18 protein-coding genes are annotated in these 16,560 nt (G+C 68.9%); 17 read left to right on the plus strand and 1 reads right to left on the minus strand.

Going from position 1 to position 16,560, the window contains the following annotated elements; translation table 11 throughout:
• The 17 genes from BLP83_RS13805 to BLP83_RS13885 all read left to right on the plus strand — a co-directional run.
• On the plus strand, positions 1-1,014 hold a 1,014-nt coding region (locus BLP83_RS13805), incomplete at its 5' end, for a flagellin (protein ID WP_143006686.1).
• A gap of 68 nt (positions 1,015-1,082) precedes the next feature.
• Complete coding sequence (locus tag BLP83_RS13810) at positions 1,083-1,493, plus strand: flagellar protein FlaG (protein WP_091243933.1); 411 nt, start codon at positions 1,083-1,085, stop codon at positions 1,491-1,493.
• A 21-nt stretch (positions 1,494-1,514) separates the two neighbouring features.
• Positions 1,515-2,867, plus strand: coding sequence for a flagellar filament capping protein FliD (gene fliD, locus BLP83_RS13815; protein ID WP_091243936.1), 1,353 nt, complete (start codon positions 1,515-1,517; stop codon positions 2,865-2,867).
• A gap of 17 nt (positions 2,868-2,884) precedes the next feature.
• Positions 2,885-3,289 carry a flagellar export chaperone FliS gene (gene fliS, locus BLP83_RS13820; protein ID WP_091243939.1) on the plus strand — a complete coding sequence of 135 codons (405 nt, stop codon included), beginning with the start codon at positions 2,885-2,887 and terminating at the stop codon, positions 3,287-3,289.
• A gap of 24 nt (positions 3,290-3,313) precedes the next feature.
• Positions 3,314-3,595, plus strand: coding sequence for a hypothetical protein (locus BLP83_RS13825; RefSeq protein ID WP_091243940.1), 282 nt, complete (start codon positions 3,314-3,316; stop codon positions 3,593-3,595).
• A complete protein-coding gene (locus tag BLP83_RS13830; RefSeq protein WP_091243943.1) occupies positions 3,592-4,158 on the plus strand; it encodes a PilZ domain-containing protein in 567 nt (188 codons plus the stop codon). Before BLP83_RS13825 ends, BLP83_RS13830 begins: the two co-directional genes overlap by 4 nt.
• 88 nt (positions 4,159-4,246) lie before the next feature.
• A complete protein-coding gene (locus BLP83_RS13835; RefSeq protein WP_091243945.1) occupies positions 4,247-4,879 on the plus strand; it encodes a response regulator in 633 nt (210 codons plus the stop codon).
• Positions 4,880-5,112: 233 nt separating this feature from the next.
• The gene (gene rpoN, locus BLP83_RS13840) at positions 5,113-6,570 is read left to right on the plus strand and encodes an RNA polymerase factor sigma-54 (protein WP_091243947.1); all 1,458 of its coding nucleotides are present in this window, start codon (positions 5,113-5,115) and stop codon (positions 6,568-6,570) included.
• Positions 6,567-6,950, plus strand: a complete 384-nt coding sequence (locus BLP83_RS13845; RefSeq protein ID WP_091243949.1) for a response regulator — start codon at positions 6,567-6,569, stop codon at positions 6,948-6,950. The genes rpoN and BLP83_RS13845 overlap by 4 nt, the downstream gene beginning before the upstream one ends.
• Positions 6,943-8,364: a sigma-54 dependent transcriptional regulator gene (locus BLP83_RS13850; protein WP_091243953.1), complete on the plus strand. Its 1,422-nt coding sequence runs from the start codon at positions 6,943-6,945 to the stop codon at positions 8,362-8,364. The genes BLP83_RS13845 and BLP83_RS13850 overlap by 8 nt, the downstream gene beginning before the upstream one ends.
• Before the next feature lie 64 nt (positions 8,365-8,428).
• Positions 8,429-8,761 carry a flagellar hook-basal body complex protein FliE gene (gene fliE, locus BLP83_RS13855; RefSeq protein ID WP_091243955.1) on the plus strand — a complete coding sequence of 111 codons (333 nt, stop codon included), beginning with the start codon at positions 8,429-8,431 and terminating at the stop codon, positions 8,759-8,761.
• A gap of 16 nt (positions 8,762-8,777) precedes the next feature.
• On the plus strand, positions 8,778-10,514 hold the full coding sequence (gene fliF, locus BLP83_RS13860; RefSeq protein ID WP_091243958.1) for a flagellar basal-body MS-ring/collar protein FliF: 1,737 nt from the start codon (positions 8,778-8,780) through the stop codon (positions 10,512-10,514).
• The gene (fliG, locus tag BLP83_RS13865) at positions 10,507-11,514 is read left to right on the plus strand and encodes a flagellar motor switch protein FliG (protein WP_091243961.1); all 1,008 of its coding nucleotides are present in this window, start codon (positions 10,507-10,509) and stop codon (positions 11,512-11,514) included. The genes fliF and fliG overlap by 8 nt, the downstream gene beginning before the upstream one ends.
• A gap of 26 nt (positions 11,515-11,540) precedes the next feature.
• Positions 11,541-12,173 (plus strand): FliH/SctL family protein, encoded by a 633-nt coding sequence (locus BLP83_RS13870; RefSeq protein WP_091244201.1) that lies wholly within the window; start codon positions 11,541-11,543, stop codon positions 12,171-12,173.
• On the plus strand, positions 12,170-13,543 hold the full coding sequence (gene fliI / locus BLP83_RS13875) for a flagellar protein export ATPase FliI (RefSeq protein WP_091243963.1): 1,374 nt from the start codon (positions 12,170-12,172) through the stop codon (positions 13,541-13,543). Before BLP83_RS13870 ends, fliI begins: the two co-directional genes overlap by 4 nt.
• A 2-nt stretch (positions 13,544-13,545) precedes the next feature.
• Positions 13,546-13,983 carry a flagellar export protein FliJ gene (fliJ, locus tag BLP83_RS13880; protein WP_091243968.1) on the plus strand — a complete coding sequence of 146 codons (438 nt, stop codon included), beginning with the start codon at positions 13,546-13,548 and terminating at the stop codon, positions 13,981-13,983.
• On the plus strand, positions 13,980-15,437 hold the full coding sequence (locus BLP83_RS13885) for a flagellar hook-length control protein FliK (protein WP_091243971.1): 1,458 nt from the start codon (positions 13,980-13,982) through the stop codon (positions 15,435-15,437). The genes fliJ and BLP83_RS13885 overlap by 4 nt, the downstream gene beginning before the upstream one ends.
• A gap of 398 nt (positions 15,438-15,835) precedes the next feature.
• On the opposite strand, the gene bfr is transcribed toward BLP83_RS13885, so the two are convergent.
• Positions 15,836-16,309 carry a bacterioferritin gene (gene bfr, locus BLP83_RS13890; RefSeq protein ID WP_091243974.1) on the minus strand — a complete coding sequence of 158 codons (474 nt, stop codon included), beginning with the start codon at positions 16,307-16,309 and terminating at the stop codon, positions 15,836-15,838.
• Positions 16,310-16,560: the final 251 nt, after the last annotated feature.

A 16,560-nucleotide genomic window follows, 5' to 3' on the forward strand; every position in this document is an offset into this window, starting at 1 on the left:
TCCGAGCGCTTCAGCACCCAGATCCGCGGCCTGAACGTCGCCACCCGCAATGCCAATGACGGCATCTCGCTTGCACAGACCGCCGAAGGTGCGATGGCCGAGATCGGTAACAACCTGCAGCGCATCCGCGAGCTGGCCGTGCAGTCGTCGAACGCCACCAACAGCGCCACCGACCGCGAAGCCCTGCAGAAGGAAGTCGCCCAGCTGCAGTCGGAAATCCAGCGCGTCGCCACCCAGACCGAGTTCAACGGCACCAAGCTGCTCGACGGCAGCTTCACCGGCCAGGCCTTCCAGGTCGGCGCCAATGCCGGTCAGCTGATCACGGTCAGCGCCGTCACCAATGCGCAGACCGACAGCCTGGGCTCGACCCTGTTCGCGACCGGCGATATCGCCCTGGCAGTCACCGATCCCACCGCGGACTTCGAGCTTGAGGACGTGACCATCAACGGCGTCAACATCGGCAGCTTCACGGTCGCGGCCGCAGGCGCCGGCCAGAGTGCGGCCATGGTGACCGCCATGCAAACGGCCCTTGTCAGCGCCATCAATGAGCGTGCGCCGGAACTCGGCGTGCTGGCGACGGCCGACGGTGCTGCCGGAATCGAACTGAACGGCATCACCAACCGCTCCACGGCGATTACCACCACGGCAACCGCCACCAACGGCTCGGCGACGCTCACCGCCGCCGCACCGACCACGGCGAGTTTCGTCGCCGATGTGGACATCTCGGACTTTCTGGGCGCCCAGCAGGCGATCGCGGTGATGGACGCCTCGCTGACCACCATCAATTCGGCGCGCGCCGACATGGGCGCGATCCAGAACCGCTTCAGCTCGGTGATCCAGAACCTGCAGACCGCCAGCGAAAACCTCTCGGCCAGCCGCTCGCGCATCCGCGATGCCGACTACGCCAAGGAAACCGCCGAGCTCACCCGCACCCAGATCCTGCAGCAGGCCGGCACCGCCATGCTCGCCCAGGCCAACCAGCTGCCGCAGAACGTCCTGAGCCTGCTCCGTTAAGGTAGGGTTCCGGGCTCCACCGGGGGGCAGGGTCGCACCCTGCCCCCTCCGGTCCGAGGTAGTCCGCCATGAACACCATCAATCCGCTGTCCACCCTGATGAGCCCGGCGGCTGCGCTACGCAGCAGCGGGGCTTCCGCGCTTTCGGCGCCGGTACCGGTGCCGTCCGCCGCCGCCGTGGCTGCGTCCGACAGCCCGCAGGCCCAAGCCTTGCAAGCGCCCCCGGGCAAGGGCGAAGCCGGCGACAGGCCGCGTGGGCGCGACCAGGCTGAAAGCCTGCAGCGCGAGCTCGACGAGGTCATGAAGGATGTGCAGACCGCGCTGCGCTTCCGCGTCGATGATGATGCCGACCAGGTCGTGGTCAGCATCGTCGACCGTGAATCGGGCGACGTGATCCAGCAGATACCGTCCGAGGTTTCGCTGCGCATCGCCAAGCGCATGGCCGAGCTGGGCTCGGGCATGATCAACGAAAGCGCCTAGCGCGAACGGAGCACGGCAGCCATGTCCAGCATCGGCAGCGTCGGTTCGGGTCTCGACATCCAGGGTCTGGTCAGCCAGCTCGTGGCAGCCGAGCGTGCGCCGCAGGCGCAGCGGCTGTCGCGGATCGAAACCAGCGCGCGCGCCCAGCTGAGTTCACTCGGCAACATCAGCAGCGTGCTCGCCCAGCTGAAGTCCGCTGCCACTGCCTTCAGCACCTCCAGCGGCTTCGGCGCACGCACGGTCAGCCTGAGCAATGGCAACTATCTGAGCGCAACCGCGGGGCCACAGGCCCAGCAGGGCAGCTATGAGATCGAGGTGGTCGACCTGGCACGAGCGGGCAAGATCAGCTCGGCCCCCCAGGCCACGGCCTCGACTTCGCTCGGCAGCGGCAGCCTGACGCTCAACGTCGGCAGTGCAAGCTTCACGGTCAACGGCGGCGGCGGTCCGATCACCCTCGAGGGCCTGCGTGACGCCATCAACAACGCCAGCGACAACGCTGGCGTCTCTGCCAGCCTGGTCACCACGGACGACGGTGTGCGGCTGGTGCTCACGGGGCGCGAAACCGGCGCGTCCAAGACCTTGTCGATCAGCGGCAGCGGCGATCTGACCGCCTTCGCAGCGGCCGTCACCGTCAACACGACCGCCGCCAACGCCCAGGTGCGCGTCGATGGCAACCTGGCGTCGTCCAGCACCAATACCTTCGCTTCGGTGATCCCGGGGGTCAGCTTCACGGCGACCAAGTCGGAGACCGACCCCGCAAGCACGCGCACCACGCTCACCGTGGGCCGCGACGATGGCGCCGCACGCAAGCAGGCCGAAGCCTTCGTCACCTCCGTCAACAGCGTGCTGAGCACGGTCAAGGTGGCGACGCTCGCCAATCCGCAGACCGGGGTGACCTCGCCGCTGACCGGCGATGCCTTGCCGCGCTCACTGGTCAGCCAGCTGCGTAACGCCATCGGCGCCAACGTGGCCGGTCAGCCGGCCGGGTTCGAGTCACTGAACTCGGTGGGGATCACCTTCCAGGCCGACGGCAGCCTCAAGCTCGACGCCACCCGCTTCGATGCGGCGATGAATGCCAATCCGCAGGCGGTGGCCAAGCTGTTCAGTGGCGACGGCAGCACAGGAAAGCGGGTGGTCGACCTCGTCGACAGCTTCACCGGCGCGAATGGCGCCATCACCAGCCGCAGCAAGGCAATCAACGAGCGTCTGAGCGACGTCACCGTCCAGCGCGAGGCGCTGGATCGGCGGATGGAGCGCGTCCAGGCCACCTACCTCGCCCAGTTCACGGCGATGGAGAAGATCGTCACCCAGCTGCAGGGCACCAGCAGTTTCCTGGCCGGCCAGCTGGCCCAGCTGCCCTCCGCCGCCCGTTAAACCACGAGGACACTCCCATGCACGGCGCACAGGCCTATCTCAAGCAGTACCGCAGCACCGGCCTCGAAGGCTCGGTGATCGATGCCAGCCCGCACAAGCTGATCAGCCTGCTGCTGAGCGGCGCACGCGAACGCATCGCGCTGGCGATGGCCGCCATGGCCGAGGGTCGGGTGGCCGCGAAAGGTGAGGCCATCAGCCGCGCCTGCGCCATCATCGACAGCCTGCGCGGCTCGCTCGATCATGGCGCCGGCGGCGACGTGGCCGGCAGCCTCGAAGCCCTCTACGATTACGCCACCCGCCGGCTGGTCGAAGGCAATGCCAGCAACGACCCGGCCGCCTTTGGTGAAGTCGACGCCCTGCTCGCCGAGGTTCAATCGGCTTGGGCCGCCATTCCACCGGAGTTGCAGCAGAAAGCTGGCTGATCCCCTGGCCCCGGAGCCCACAGCATGCGCGAGATCCTCGACCGCTTCGAAGCCCTCGCGGCGCGACTGGAGCGCGGTGAATTCGAGGGCGCCGCCGAGGCTTTGGCCGATCACGACCGTGCCGTGCGTGCCGCATTCGCCAGCCCGGGCCCGATCGATGAAGTGCTGGCGCGCAGCCTGCTCGCCCGCCAGCACCAGGTGCATTCGCTGATGCTCGCCCTCCGCGACCAGCTGGGCGAGCGCCTCGGCAGCGCGCGTCGCGGCCATAGCGCCGTCAGCCACTACCTCACGGATAGCGCCGAATGAGCCCGGGCGAAGCCGAGCGCAGGCTGTTCGGCGAAGCCCTGGTCTGCAGCGACGACCTGCCCTGGACGCTGACGCCGGGCCCCGAACGGGCGGATGAGATCCTGCGCCACCAGGCGATGGCCGAGCGCCTGTTGCGCAGCGCCGCCAGCGCCGAGACCGCCGGTCCCGAGGATGCCGAGCACAGCCCGCAGGACGTCGCTCTGCTGCGCATGGAGGCCAAGATCGACCTGGCCCTTGAGCTGCTTGGCCGGATGCTGGCCGCCGAGCAGCCGCAGCCGCCGCCGCGTCCGGCACGCTGGTCGCGATTGGGCGCGCAGGTGCTTGCCTCCTCGGAGCGCGCACCCGGCAGCCGCCATCTGCTCAGCCTGCAGCTGCCCACCGGGCTCAACCTGCCGCTGCGCCTGCCCGTCGAGGTACTCGCCAGCGAGCCGCGTGAAGATGGGCAGATCGCGCTCTGGTTGGCCTTCAGTCCTGTGTCAGCCGGTCTGGAGGCCGCGCTGGAGCGATTCCTGTTCCGCCAGCACCGCCGACAGATCGCCGCCCACCGCCGGGGCGGCAACTGATTTGTCCAACGTGAACTCCATCATGCTTCCGCCAACCCGTGCGCTGCGTTAAGTTTCGATTCCGAGTCCGCTTCCCCGGAAACCACGCATGCGCGTACTGATCGCCGACGACCACACCCTGGTGCGCGCCGGCATCCGCCGATTGCTGGAATCGCAGCCCGACATCGAAGTGGTTGCCGAGGCCCAGGACGGCCAGGAGGCGCTGGACCTCACGGCCATCCATCGACCGGATGTCGCCCTGATCGATCTCGCCATGCCGGGGCGCAACGGCCTTGACGTGCTGATCGACATGCGTCGCCTGTTCCCTGAAACGGTCATTGTGATGATGTCCATGCACGCGGACCCCGCCTACGTCAGGACGGCACTGGAGCGCGGCGCACTGGGTTTCGTCGTCAAGGAAGCCGCCCCCGCCGAGCTGGAGATCGCCCTTCGCGCAGCCCTTCGTGGCGATACCTTCCTGAGTCCCAAGATCTCCTCCCGCATGCTCGGCAACAGCCACCAGCGCGTGCCCGGCGCGCAGGATCTCGAATCCCTGCCGCCACGACAGCGCGAGATCTTGCGCCTGCTTGCCCAGGGCAAGGTGACCAAGGAGATCGCCGCTCTGTTGGGCATCAGCGTCAAGACGGTCGAGACCCACCGCGCGCGGATGATGGAGACGCTGGGAATCCGACGCTCCAGTGAGTTGCTGCGTTTCGCCGTGCAGCGCGCGCTCGACGCCTGACGTCGATCCACCGACGCCAAGCGAGTCTCCTCGGCGGCATCGCCCGGTTCCTGCCCGGATCAACCGTCAAAACCCGCTGCAAACCCGACGATCCAACGCCGGGTTTCCGTTTTTGTGGGGGATTTCCCGACGCGTGTAGGGTCCACCCTGATTAATTTTCCGACGTTCGCTGCCGAGAATGTTCAGTACATGCCCCTTGTGCGGGCGTCGCCGTAGTTCTGCGAGGGGTCCCCATGAAACAGGGCATGCGACAGCAGCTCAGCCAGACGCTCAGTCTGACCCCACAGCTGCTGCAGTCGATCCGGCTGCTGCACTTGAATGCGATCGAGCTCGAGGCCGAGGTCAACCGCGCGCTGGAGGACAACCCCCTGCTGGAGGCCGATGTCGACGACGAGTCCCCGGAGGACGCCGCCGAAGGCGCACAGGTCGAGTTGGAGGACAGCCTCGACGGGCCTCGCGAAGACCTGCCCAGCGAATTCATCGAAGCGGGCCTGAGCCGGGTCAACAGTGCCCCCAGCGACGATGACGATCCGCTGGCCCGCTGCGTGGCCCGCGAAACCGGCGGCATCCGCCAGCGCCTTCTGGAGCAGCTGAGCCTCGAACTGCATACCCGCGAGGAGCTCGAAGCGGCGGCCTGGCTGATCGACCAGGTCGACGATGCCGGCTACCTCGAACTGCCGCTGCAGGACCTCGCCGCCGCTGCGCGCGCGCGCGGCATCGACCCGCTGCGTCTGGCCGGCATCCGCCAGAAGCTCATGCGGCTGGAGCCCGCTGGTTTCGGCGCGGTCGACCTGCGCGAATGCCTGCTGGTGCAGCTGGAACAGCGCGACCACGACGAGCCCGGCCACGGGCTGGCCCTGCGCATCGTCTCCGAGCACCTGCAGCTGATGGCCGAGCACGACCACAACGCCATTGCCGACGCGCTCGACGTCAGCGCCGACGAGGTCATTTGCGCCGAGCGCCTGATCATGGCGCTCGACCCCAAGCCCGGCGCCTACTCGACGCCCGAGCCGCAGCAGTACGTCGTGCCCGACGTCATCGTGCGGAAGGGCCGCAACGGCAACTGGGTGGTGAGCCTGAACCCGCTGACCGCGCCCAAGGTGCGGATCAGCCCCGTCTGCGAAGCCCTGCTGGAGAATGCCTCGCAGGACGATGCGGGTGCAAAGAAGATGCGGGAGCTGCTGCAGGACGCGCGTTGGCTGACCCGCGGCCTGTCGATGCGCTATGACACTCTGCTCAAGACCACCCAGGCGATCGTCGAACGCCAGCTCGGCTTCTTCGAGCGCGGCGAGGAGGGCATGGGCCCGCTGACCCTGCGCGAGGTGGCCGACGCCATCGGCATGCACGAGTCATCGATCTCGCGCATCACCACCGGCAAGTACGTACAGACCCCGCGCGGCACCTTCGAACTCAAGTATTTCTTCGCCGTCCGCCTGGAGGGCGCCTCCGTTGCCGGCGTGGCCGTGCGCGCCATGGTCAAGCGGCTGATCGACTCGGAGAACCCCTCGGCGCCCTTGGCCGATGACACCATCGTCAGCCTGCTGGCTCGCCAGGGCGTGAGTATCGCCCGTCGCACGGTCGCCAAATACCGCGAGATGCTGGGCATCGGCTCGGCCAAGGAGCGCCGCCTGCACGCGATGGGCGATCATCGCGCTCCCCGCGTTCCCCACCTTACGAGAACTGCCCCATGAATCGCCTTACCGTCCTGCTGGTCGATGATCACGATGGCTTCCTCAACGCGGCGATGCGGCATTTCCGCAACGTCGGTTGGCTGGAAGTGGTCGGCCGCGCGATGAACGGCCTGGAGGCGATCGCCCAGACCGAGCAGCTGAAGCCGGCCGTGGTCCTGATGGACCTGGCCATGCCCGAGATGGGCGGCCTGCAGGCGACGCGCCTCATCAAGGCGCAGACCGCCCCGCCCTACATCGTGATCGCCAGCCACTTCGACGACGCCGAGCACCGCGAGCACGCCGCCCGCGCCGGCGCTGACGCCTTCATCAGCAAGCTCAACTACGTCCAGGAGGTCATGCCCATCCTGGCGCGGCTGGCGGGAGAGCGGGGCCATGTCTGAATCACGCGTGCTGGTGATCGATGCCGACCGCGGCCGCGGCGAGCGCATCGGCACCATCCTCGACTTCATGGATCTGACCCCGCGGGTGGTCACCGACGCCGACGAGCTGCACCTGTCGCGGCATGACCCGCAGGACTGGCTGGCCGTGGTGATGGGTGAGATCACCGACGCCAAGAGCTGGAAAGCCTTCCTCGACTGGATGAAGCGCGATCCGCTGCACCCGCCGATCCTGGCCCTGCCCGAGCATCATCTCGACGGCCCCGAGGCCTTCGGCCTGAACGATGCCAACTTCTGGCCGCTGGACTATCCGATCAAGCAGCCGCAGCTGGTTGAACATCTGCGCCGCGCCAGCATCAAGAAGATGGAGGACATCGCCGATGCCGGCGTGCCACGCGGCGGCCCGACCGGCAGCAGTGCGGCCGTGCAGAAACTGCGGCGGATGATTGAACAGGTGGCCAGCTTCGACACCACGGTGCTCATCCTCGGCGAGTCGGGCACCGGCAAGGAAGTCTGCGCGCGCGCGATCTACGAGCGCTCCGCCCGGCGCAACGGCCCCTTCGTTGCGGTGAACTGCGGCGCGATCCCCGCCGAGCTTCTCGAAAGCGAGCTGTTCGGCCATGAGAAGGGCTCGTTCACCGGGGCCATCACCTCACGCAAAGGGCGCTTCGAGCTCGCGGAGGGCGGGACGCTGTTCCTGGATGAGATCGGCGACATGAGCATGCCGATGCAGGTCAAGCTGCTGCGCGTCCTGCAGGAGCGCAGCTTCGAGCGTGTCGGTGGCAGTGACACCATCCGCTGCAACGTGCGCGTGATCGCCGCCACCCATCGCAACCTCGAAGAAGCGATCGTCAAGGGCAGCTTCCGCGAAGACCTGTTCTACCGGCTCAATGTCTTCCCGATCGAAATGCCGAGCCTGCGCGACCGCCGCGAGGACCTGCCGGAGCTGGTGAGCGCGCTGACCAAGCAGCTGGAAAAGTCGGGCCGCGGCAGCGTGCGACTCTCGCCCGAGGCCCTTCAGGTGCTGCAGGCCTATCCTTGGCCGGGCAACGTGCGCGAGCTCTCGAACCTGATCGAGCGCCTGGCGGTGCTGCACCCCGGCGGGATGGTGCGCGCCCGCGACCTGCCGGCGCGCTACCGCGACGGCATCGAGCTGCCGGAGGAGAACGAACTCGACGCGGTGATCGCCAACGAGTCACACGGCGCAGTCGACACCCTGCCGCCCGAGGGCATCGACCTCAAGGATCACATCGCCCGGATCGAGATGAGCCTGATCCGCGCGGCGCTGGAGCGCGCCGACGGCGTGGTCGCGCATGCCGCCCAGCTGCTGGGCCTGCGCCGCACCACCTTGGTCGAGAAGCTGCGCAAGTACGGTCTGGGTCGCGATGGCGACTTGAATTTGACGCCAGATTCCTGACATCACTGCGGCACAGCTCTTGCCTTGATTCGCCTGAACCCCGTCAGGACGGTCCAGGCCTTCCATGAGCGACGCCAGCATCAACGCCATCCTTTCGCAGATCCGCAGTCTGCAGGGACAGCTGCAGACCAACCGGCCCAGCCCGGTGGAAACCCCTGCGCCGGCAGCCGCCGAAACCGGCTTCGGCAACACGCTGAAACGCGCGGTCACCCAGGTCAATGCCGAGCAGAACGAGTCGGCCGCACTGGCGAAGGCCTTCGAGATGGGTGACCCCAATGTCGACCTGGTGCGGGTGATGCTTGCCTCGCAGCAGTCCTCGGTCAGCTTCCGCGCCACCGTCGAGGTGCGCAACCGGCTGGTCCAGGCCTACCAGGACGTCATGAACATGCCGCTGTAAGCGCAGGACGCCGGCGATGGACACCCAGATCACCCTTTCCCAGGTCAAGGACATTCCGGCCGTGCGTCAGGCCGGCCTGCTGCTGGCCCTGGCCGGCGCTATCACGCTCGGCATCGCCGGCTTCTTCTGGTCGCTGTCGCCGACCTACATCAACCTGTTCACCGGCCTGCCCGACCGCGATGCCGCCGAGGTGGTGACCGCCCTGCGCGCCGCGCAGATCCCGCATGAAGTCGACGCCATCACCGGCGCGATCCGCGTGCCCGAAGCGCGCGCCCGCGAGGCGCGCATGCAGCTGGCCACCCAGGGCCTGCCGCAGACCACCCGCCCGGGCATCGAATCGATCAACGAGAACCCCGGTTTCGGCACCAGCCAGTTCGTCGAAGGCGCGCGCTACCAGCACGCCCTGGAAATGGAGATCGCCCGCACCATCAGCGAACTGCGCCCGGTGCGCGAGGCGCGGGTGCATCTGGCCCTGCCCAAGCCCAGCGCGTTCACCCGCGCGCGCCAGCCCGCTTCGGCTTCGGTGATGTTGCAGCTCTACCCAGGGCGCCAGCTTGAGCGCGACCAGGTTGCGGCGATCGTGCATCTGGTGGCGAGCAGCATCCCGGATCTGGCCACCGAGCGGGTCACCGTCATCGACCAGGCCGGCCGCCTGCTGACCAACAACGACCCCAACGATCCCAATGTGCTGGCGGCCCTGCAGTTCGAGCAGCGCCGGCGTCTGGAGGACACCCTGGTCGCGCGCATCCAGCAGCTGTTGGAGCCCTTGGCCGGGCCGGGCCGGGTCAGCGCGCAGGTCAGCGTCGACATGGACTTCTCGGTGATCGAGGAAGCGCGCGAGCGCTTCGAACCCGACCCCGCCAAGCTGCGCTCCGAGCAGGTCGCCGAAAGCACCAGCAGCACCCCGCCGAACGAGGGTGTGCCCGGCGCCACCGCCAACACGCCGCCGGGCGCGGGTGCCGACGCGGCGGCCGCCGGCCCGCAGAGCGCCTCGCGCAGCGCCACCCGTAACTTCGAGATGGACCGCACGGTCAGCCACAGCCGCAACGACACCGGGCGCGTGCAGCGGATCACCGCGGCGGTGCTGATCGACCATGTGCTGTCGGTGCCCGACCCGGCCGCTGCGCCCGCCGCGGCCGATCCTGCCGCGGACCCTGCCGCCGATCCGGCGGCGGACCCCGCAGCGGATCCGGCCGCCGCAGCGACCGCCGCTCCGGCCCTCCCCGCCCTGCAGCCCCTGACTCCGGAACAACTCGCCCAGGTCGAAGAGCTGGTCAAGCAGGCCATCGGTTTCAGCGAGGCGCGCGGTGACGCGGTGAGCGTGATGAACGCGCCCTTCCTGCGCGAGGCACCGCTACCGGTCGACGAGGCGGTGCCGCTGATGGAGCAGCCCTGGTTCTGGCCGCTGTTGCAGTACGGCGGCGGCTTGCTGCTGGTGATGATGCTGATCCTGTTCGTGGTGCGCCCGGTGATCCGCAGCCTGCTGGCGCCAGCGCCGCGCCAGCGCGGGCAGGCGAACGAAGACGAAGAGGACGTGCCGCTGCTCAGCGGACGCACCGAAGGCGGTGACACTGACGAGGACGGCCTGCGCATGCTGCCCGGCCAGGTCACTAACACGCAGGAGCAGCGCGAGGCCATGGTGGCCGCCGCCAAGACGCTGGACGAGAAGCTGCAGCTCGCACGCAGCACCGTGGCGCAGGATCCGAAGATCGTCGCGCAGGTGGTGAAGAACTGGGTGGCCGCCGATGCCTGACAACAACGACAAACTCACCGGCACGCAGCGCGCTGCCGTTCTGCTGATGTCGCTTGGCGAGGCCGAGGCGGCCGAAGTGCTGCGCCAACTCAACGCCAAGGAGGTGCAGAAGCTGGGCGTGGCCATGGCGACCATCAGCAACGTCACCAAGGACCAGGTGATCGAGGTCGTCGATGAATTCGTCGAGGACCTGCAGAGCCAGACCGCCTTCGGACTGGGCGCCGACGACTACGTGCGCAAGGTGCTGGTGCAGGCGCTGGGCGAGGACAAGGCCGGCAACCTGATCGAACGCATTCTGCTGGGCCGCAACAGCAAGGGCCTGGAGACGCTGAAGTGGATGGACCCGCGCTCGATCGCCGACCTGATCCGCAACGAGCATCCGCAGATCATCGCGATCGTGCTGAGCTTCCTCGAAAGCGACCAGGCGGCCGACGTCATCAAGCTGCTGCCGGCGCGCACCCGCGTCGATGCCCTGATGCGCATCGCCACGCTGGAGGGCATTCCACCGAATGCGCTGAGCGAACTCAACGACATCATGGAAAAGCGCTTCGCCGGCAACCAGAGCATGAATCAGAGCCAGGTTGGCGGGGTCAAGGTGGCGGCGGACATCATCAACTTCCTCGACACCAACACCGAGCAGCAGATCAGCACGGGTATCCGCGAGATCGATCCCGAGCTCTGCAACCAGATCCAGGAGCTGATGTTCGTCTTCGACAACGTCGCCGACCTCGACGACCGCGCCATCCAGACCGTGCTGCGCGAGGTCCAGGGCGACAAGCTCGGCCTGGCGCTGCGCGGCGCCGATTCGAAGGTCAAGGACAAGGTCCTGAAAAACATGTCGCAGCGCGCCGCGGCGATGCTGGTCGAAGACATGGAAGCACGCGGGCCCGCGCGCCTGTCCGACGTCGAAGCCGCGCAGAAGGAGATCCTCGCCATCGTCCGCCGCATGGCCGATGCCGGCGAGATCCAGCTCGGCTCCAAGACTGAGGAGCTGCTGTGAGCGGCAGCCCGCAGGCGCCGGTGCGCATGCTGCCGGACAGCCCGGAGCTGCGCCGCTGGGAGGTGCCTGCGCTCGATGCGCCTCGCGGCGGCGGCGCGGACACCGAGCCCGAGGAGCCGCTGCCGCAGCCGCCCTCGCTGGAAGAGATCGAGGCCATCCAGCGCGCCGCCCACGAAGAAGGCTACGCTGCCGGACACGCCGAGGGTCTGGCCCAGGCCCAGGCCGAGATGCGCCGCTTGCAGGCGCGGCTCGAAGGCATCCTCGATGCGTTCTCGCGGCCGCTGTCCGAGCTCGAAGGCGAAGTCGAACGCGCGCTGTCCGAGCTCGCCGCGCGCATCGCCGGCGCCCTGGTGCGCCATGCCTATGCCGTGGAGCCCGCGCTGATCGCAAAGCTCACCCGCGAAGCGCTGGCCAGCCTCGGCGAGAAGCCGCGCAGCGTGGAGGTGCGTCTGCACCCTGAAGATCTTGAGGCGGTCGAGCCCCTGCTGCCTGCCGCCAGCGGCGTGCGGGTGATCGCCGATCCCGCGCTGGCCCGCGGCGATCTGCGTGTGCATGCCGAAGACGTCCGCCTCGATGCGCGACTGTCGACCCGGCTGGAGCAGATCCTGCCGCGTCTGCTGTCCGAGCCCTCCGGTGGAGACGAGGAGACTCGCGCGTGAGCGCGCGCCCGGAAATCAGCGCCCGCAATGCGCGGCTCGCCGCGCGCCTGCGCTCGCACACGGCACCGTCGCCGGGCGCGCGCGAATTCCTGCGCGAGGGGGTGCTGAAGCGCGTGGTCGGGCTCACCTTGGAAGCGGTGGGCTGCGAGGTGCCGCTCGGCGCCAACTGCCGCCTGCAGACCGCCAACGGCAGCTGGGTCGATGCCGAGGTGGTCGGCTTTTCCGGCGAGCGCACCTTCCTGATGCCCAGCACCGAGGTACAGGGGCTGCTGCCGAACGCCCGCGTGGTCCCGGTGCCGGGCGGCGCCGCCGGCGTCCGCGTCGGCGAAGCCCTGCTCGGCCGCGTCATCGACGGCGAAGGCGTGCCCCTGGACGGTCGCGGCGAGCCGCGCTGCGAGGCCACGGTCAGCCTGACCGGGCCGGTCATCAACCCGCTGCAGCGTGAACCCATCCACCAATCGCTGGACGTCGGCGTGCGCGCCATCAATGCGCTGATCCCGATCGGCCGCGGCCAGCGCGTCGGCCTGTTCGCCGGCTCCGGCGTCGGCAAGTCGACCCTGCTCGGGATGATGACCCGCTACACCTCGGCCGATGTGGTCGTGGTCGGCCTGATCGGCGAACGCGGTCGCGAAGTGCGCGACTTCGTCGAGAACACCCTGGGCCAGATGGGCCTGAACCGTGCGGTCGTGGTGGCCACGCCGGCTGACCGCCCACCGCTGGCGCGCCTGCACGGCGCCTGGCGGGCCACTGCGATCGCCGAATACTTCCGTGACCAGGGCCGCAACGTCCTGCTGCTGATGGATTCGCTGACCCGCTTCGCCCAGGCCCAGCGCGAGATCGGCCTGTCGGTGGGCGAACCGCCGACCACCCGCGGCTATCCGCCCAGCGTGTTCGCGCGCCTGCCGCAGCTGGTCGAGCGCGCCGGCAACGGCGCAGCAGGCCGCGGCTCGATCACCGCCTTCTACACCGTGCTGACCGAAGGCGACGACGTGCACGAACCGATCTCGGACGCCGCCCGCGCGATTCTCGACGGCCACATCGTGCTTTCGCGCGCGGTGGCCGAGGGCGGCCGCTATCCGGCCATCGACGTCGAGGCCTCGGTCAGCCGCGTAGTCAGCGAGATCGCCGACGCCGACTGGCGCGCGCAGATCAGCCAGGTGCGCCAGCTGATGTCCGCCTACTCCAGCCACAAGGATCTGATCTCGATCGGCGCCTACCAGCGCGGCTCGGATCCACGCGTCGACGACGCCCTGCGGCGCTGGCCGGCGTTGATGCGCTTCTTGAACCAGGATGTGGCCGACGCCGCAGACATCGCCAGCAGTCGCGCCGCACTCTCCCAGTTGATCCACGAAGGCAGCACCGGAGCCTGAGCATGGACAGCAAGCGTCTTCGCCCGATCCAGCAGATCGCGACCGACCGCGAGACCGAGCGCGCCCGCGCGCTCGCCGAGCGCAGCAAGCATCTGGCGACGCACCAGCAACGCCTCGATGAGCTCTCGAAGTACGCGCACGAGTACGCCCAGCCGCCCGCCCAGCTCACCAGCGCCGCCCAGCTGCTGAACCGCCGTGCCTTCCTCGACAGGCTCGACGACGCGCTCAAGCAACAGCAGCAGGCGGTGCGCCGCGCCGAGGAGAACTGCGAGATCGAGCGCACCCGGCTGCTGCTCGCCAGCCGCGAGAAAGCGGTGCTGGAGAAGCTCTCCGCCGCCTACCAGAAGCGCGAAGCCCACATCGACAACCAGCGCGCGCAGCGCGAGCTGGACGACCACGCCGCGCGACAGCACTTGCGCAGCGCTGGAGACGCCCCATGAACCCCAGCGCAGTCAGCGCCAGCGCCAGCGGACTCGGCGGCGCCCGTCAACCCGCTCCGCGCAGCGAGGGCGGAAGCAGCGGAAGCAGCGGAAGCGGCAGCTTCACCGAGCTGCTGGCCGGCGCCGAGGTATCGGCCGAGCCGACCCGACCGCTGCGCGCCGCCGAGACCGTCGCCGATCCGCAGACGGGCGGCGCCGACGAGAGTCCGCCCGCGGACGCCGACGCCAGCCTGCTGGCCGCACTGGGGCTGGGACTGGTGCCGCTGCCGCTGGCGCCGATTTCAGGGGGCGGCTGGAGCACGCTCTCGGACGCTGGCGAGAGCGGACTCGCCGCGGCACAGGGGCTGCCTGCCGCCAGCGCTCTGCCGCAGTTCGCCACCGCGACAGCCACAGCGACCCGCGTGGTCGGATCGCCGACGGCGGACACCACGCCGAGCCCGAGCGCAGGGAGCCTTTCGACTGCGGCGCTGGCGGCTGGACTACTCGCGCCGGCGAAGGCGGCCTCCGTGGCGGCGACCACCGAGGCGCAGCAGACCCTGCCCGCGGCGGCACAGTCAGCAGCCGCCACCGCCCAAGCCGGCTCCGCGCCACTGCCGGCGAACTTCGCGCAGAACCTCGCGGCGACCGCGGTCGCGCCACCCATGCAGGCGCCACGCGGAGCCGACACCTCGGCGCTGGAGCAGGCGCGGCTCGCCGCGCTGACGACGGACGCCACGTCGATCCGCCTCACGAACGTCGCCTTGCGGGCATCACCGCGCCCGGCCGCCGATTTCAGCCTGAGCCCCTTGCCCAGCCAGCCGCCTCTGGGCGCGGCCACGACGCTTGGCCTAGCGCCCTCGCCTGCCGCCATGCCCGATGCAATGGCACTGTCACTCGGCCGGGCCGACGCAGAACCCGCCTCCGGCCTGCGCCGCGTCGCCGGCGAAACGGGCTTCCTGCTGCCTACTGTCTCGTTCAGTCTGGAGCGCTCCGAGCTCGGCGCCGCCCCGCGCGAGAGCCTGGCCAGCCTGCCGCCCCTGCTCACGGGTGCGCGCCTCGACCCGACCACGCCACAGTTCAGCGTCGCCCTGGGCCAGCAGATGCAGTGGATGGCGAACCAGCAGGTCGGCCGCGCCGAACTGCGGCTCGACCCTGAGGAGCTTGGCCCGCTGGAGATCCGCCTGGAAATGAGCGGCGACGAGATCCGCGCCGAATTCAGCAGCCGCAGCGCCGAAGTGCGCAGCCTGCTGGAAACCCAGGTGCCGCGCCTGCGTGAGCTGCTCGCCGAACAGGGCTTCAGCCTGGCCGACGCCCAGGTCGGACAAGAGCGCGCGGCCTACCAGGACGGGCCGCAGCAGCGCGAGAACTTCGCCGCCCACGGGGACAGGGGCGACGCGCCGCAGGTCGACGCGATCGAAGCATCACCCGACGCGCCCGTCCGCACACGCCAAGGCCTGGTCGACGATTTCGCCTGAGTGTCGGGATTCGGGATTCGGGATTCGGGATTCGGGATTCGGGAGAAGCATAGGGTGGGCACTGGCCCACCGTGAACCGCACACTCGCCCCGGTCCCGACCCGCAAAGCATGCGCGAGCACGCCGACCGCTCCGCTGCTCCCCACATCCACGAAACGGAATGCCGGCATCGCACGCGGATGCATGACCGCAAGGAATCGCCTGCCCTCGTGGCGGATCCGAAGCGCGCGCGTGGATGCCCGAGCGCGACAGCGGGCTCGACCCGGGAAGCGACCAGGGACTACGCCAAGACGACGGTGGGCGGAGCTGATCCCTGGGTCTGCGCGATGCGGAGCGCACCCTTAGTCTCCCAAAGGCCCCACGCGATTCGACGCGCGCCGCAGCGCACTGACTCGCCCGCTACGCGCCGCGGATCTGGCTCTGCTGGTAGCGCTCCAGGCCGATCATCTTGATCAGGCGCAGCTGCTGCTCCAGCCAACGCGTGTGGTCTTCCTCGGTGTCCTTCATCTGCGCGACGAGGATGTCGCGGCTGACGTAGTCGCCGTGCTTCTCACACAGGGCGACGCCACGGGCCAGATGCCCGCGCACCGTGTATTCCAGCTGCAGGTCGCGCTCGAGCATTTCTTCGACCGTGCGGCCGGGCTCGAAGGCATCGGGCCGCATGTCGGGGTCGCCGCCGAGGAACAGGATGCGGCGCAGGAGGGCGTCGGCGTGCTGACCCTCCTCCTCCGCCTCATGGTTGATGCGCTCGTACAGCGCCGCAAGGCCGAGGTCGTCGTAGCGACGCGAGTGAATGAGGTACTGATCGCGAGCCGCCAGCTCACCGCGCAGCAGGAACTTCAGGTACTCGACAACTTCCGGATGCCCTTGCATGGCGACGCCTCCACAAAAACCGGAGGGCAGGATACCCAAGCCCGCGTGGACGCGATCAGATGAGAAGCGTTCTGAAGCTGGGAATCGGTCCACGGGAATCGGGAATCGCGCAGGGCACGCGGAGACAGCGGCGTCTTAGTACTTCGCGCTTCCATCGGCGCCAGACCGGGAAGCGTTCGAGACGCCACGCGTTTCGATTCCCGATTCCCGATTCCCAGCCTCTCATCCCCTCATCGCACTCCGCACCTGGG

Origin of the sequence: Aquimonas voraii (assembly GCF_900101825.1) — a bacterium.
Lineage (GTDB): Bacteria > Pseudomonadota > Gammaproteobacteria > Xanthomonadales > Xanthomonadaceae > Aquimonas > Aquimonas voraii.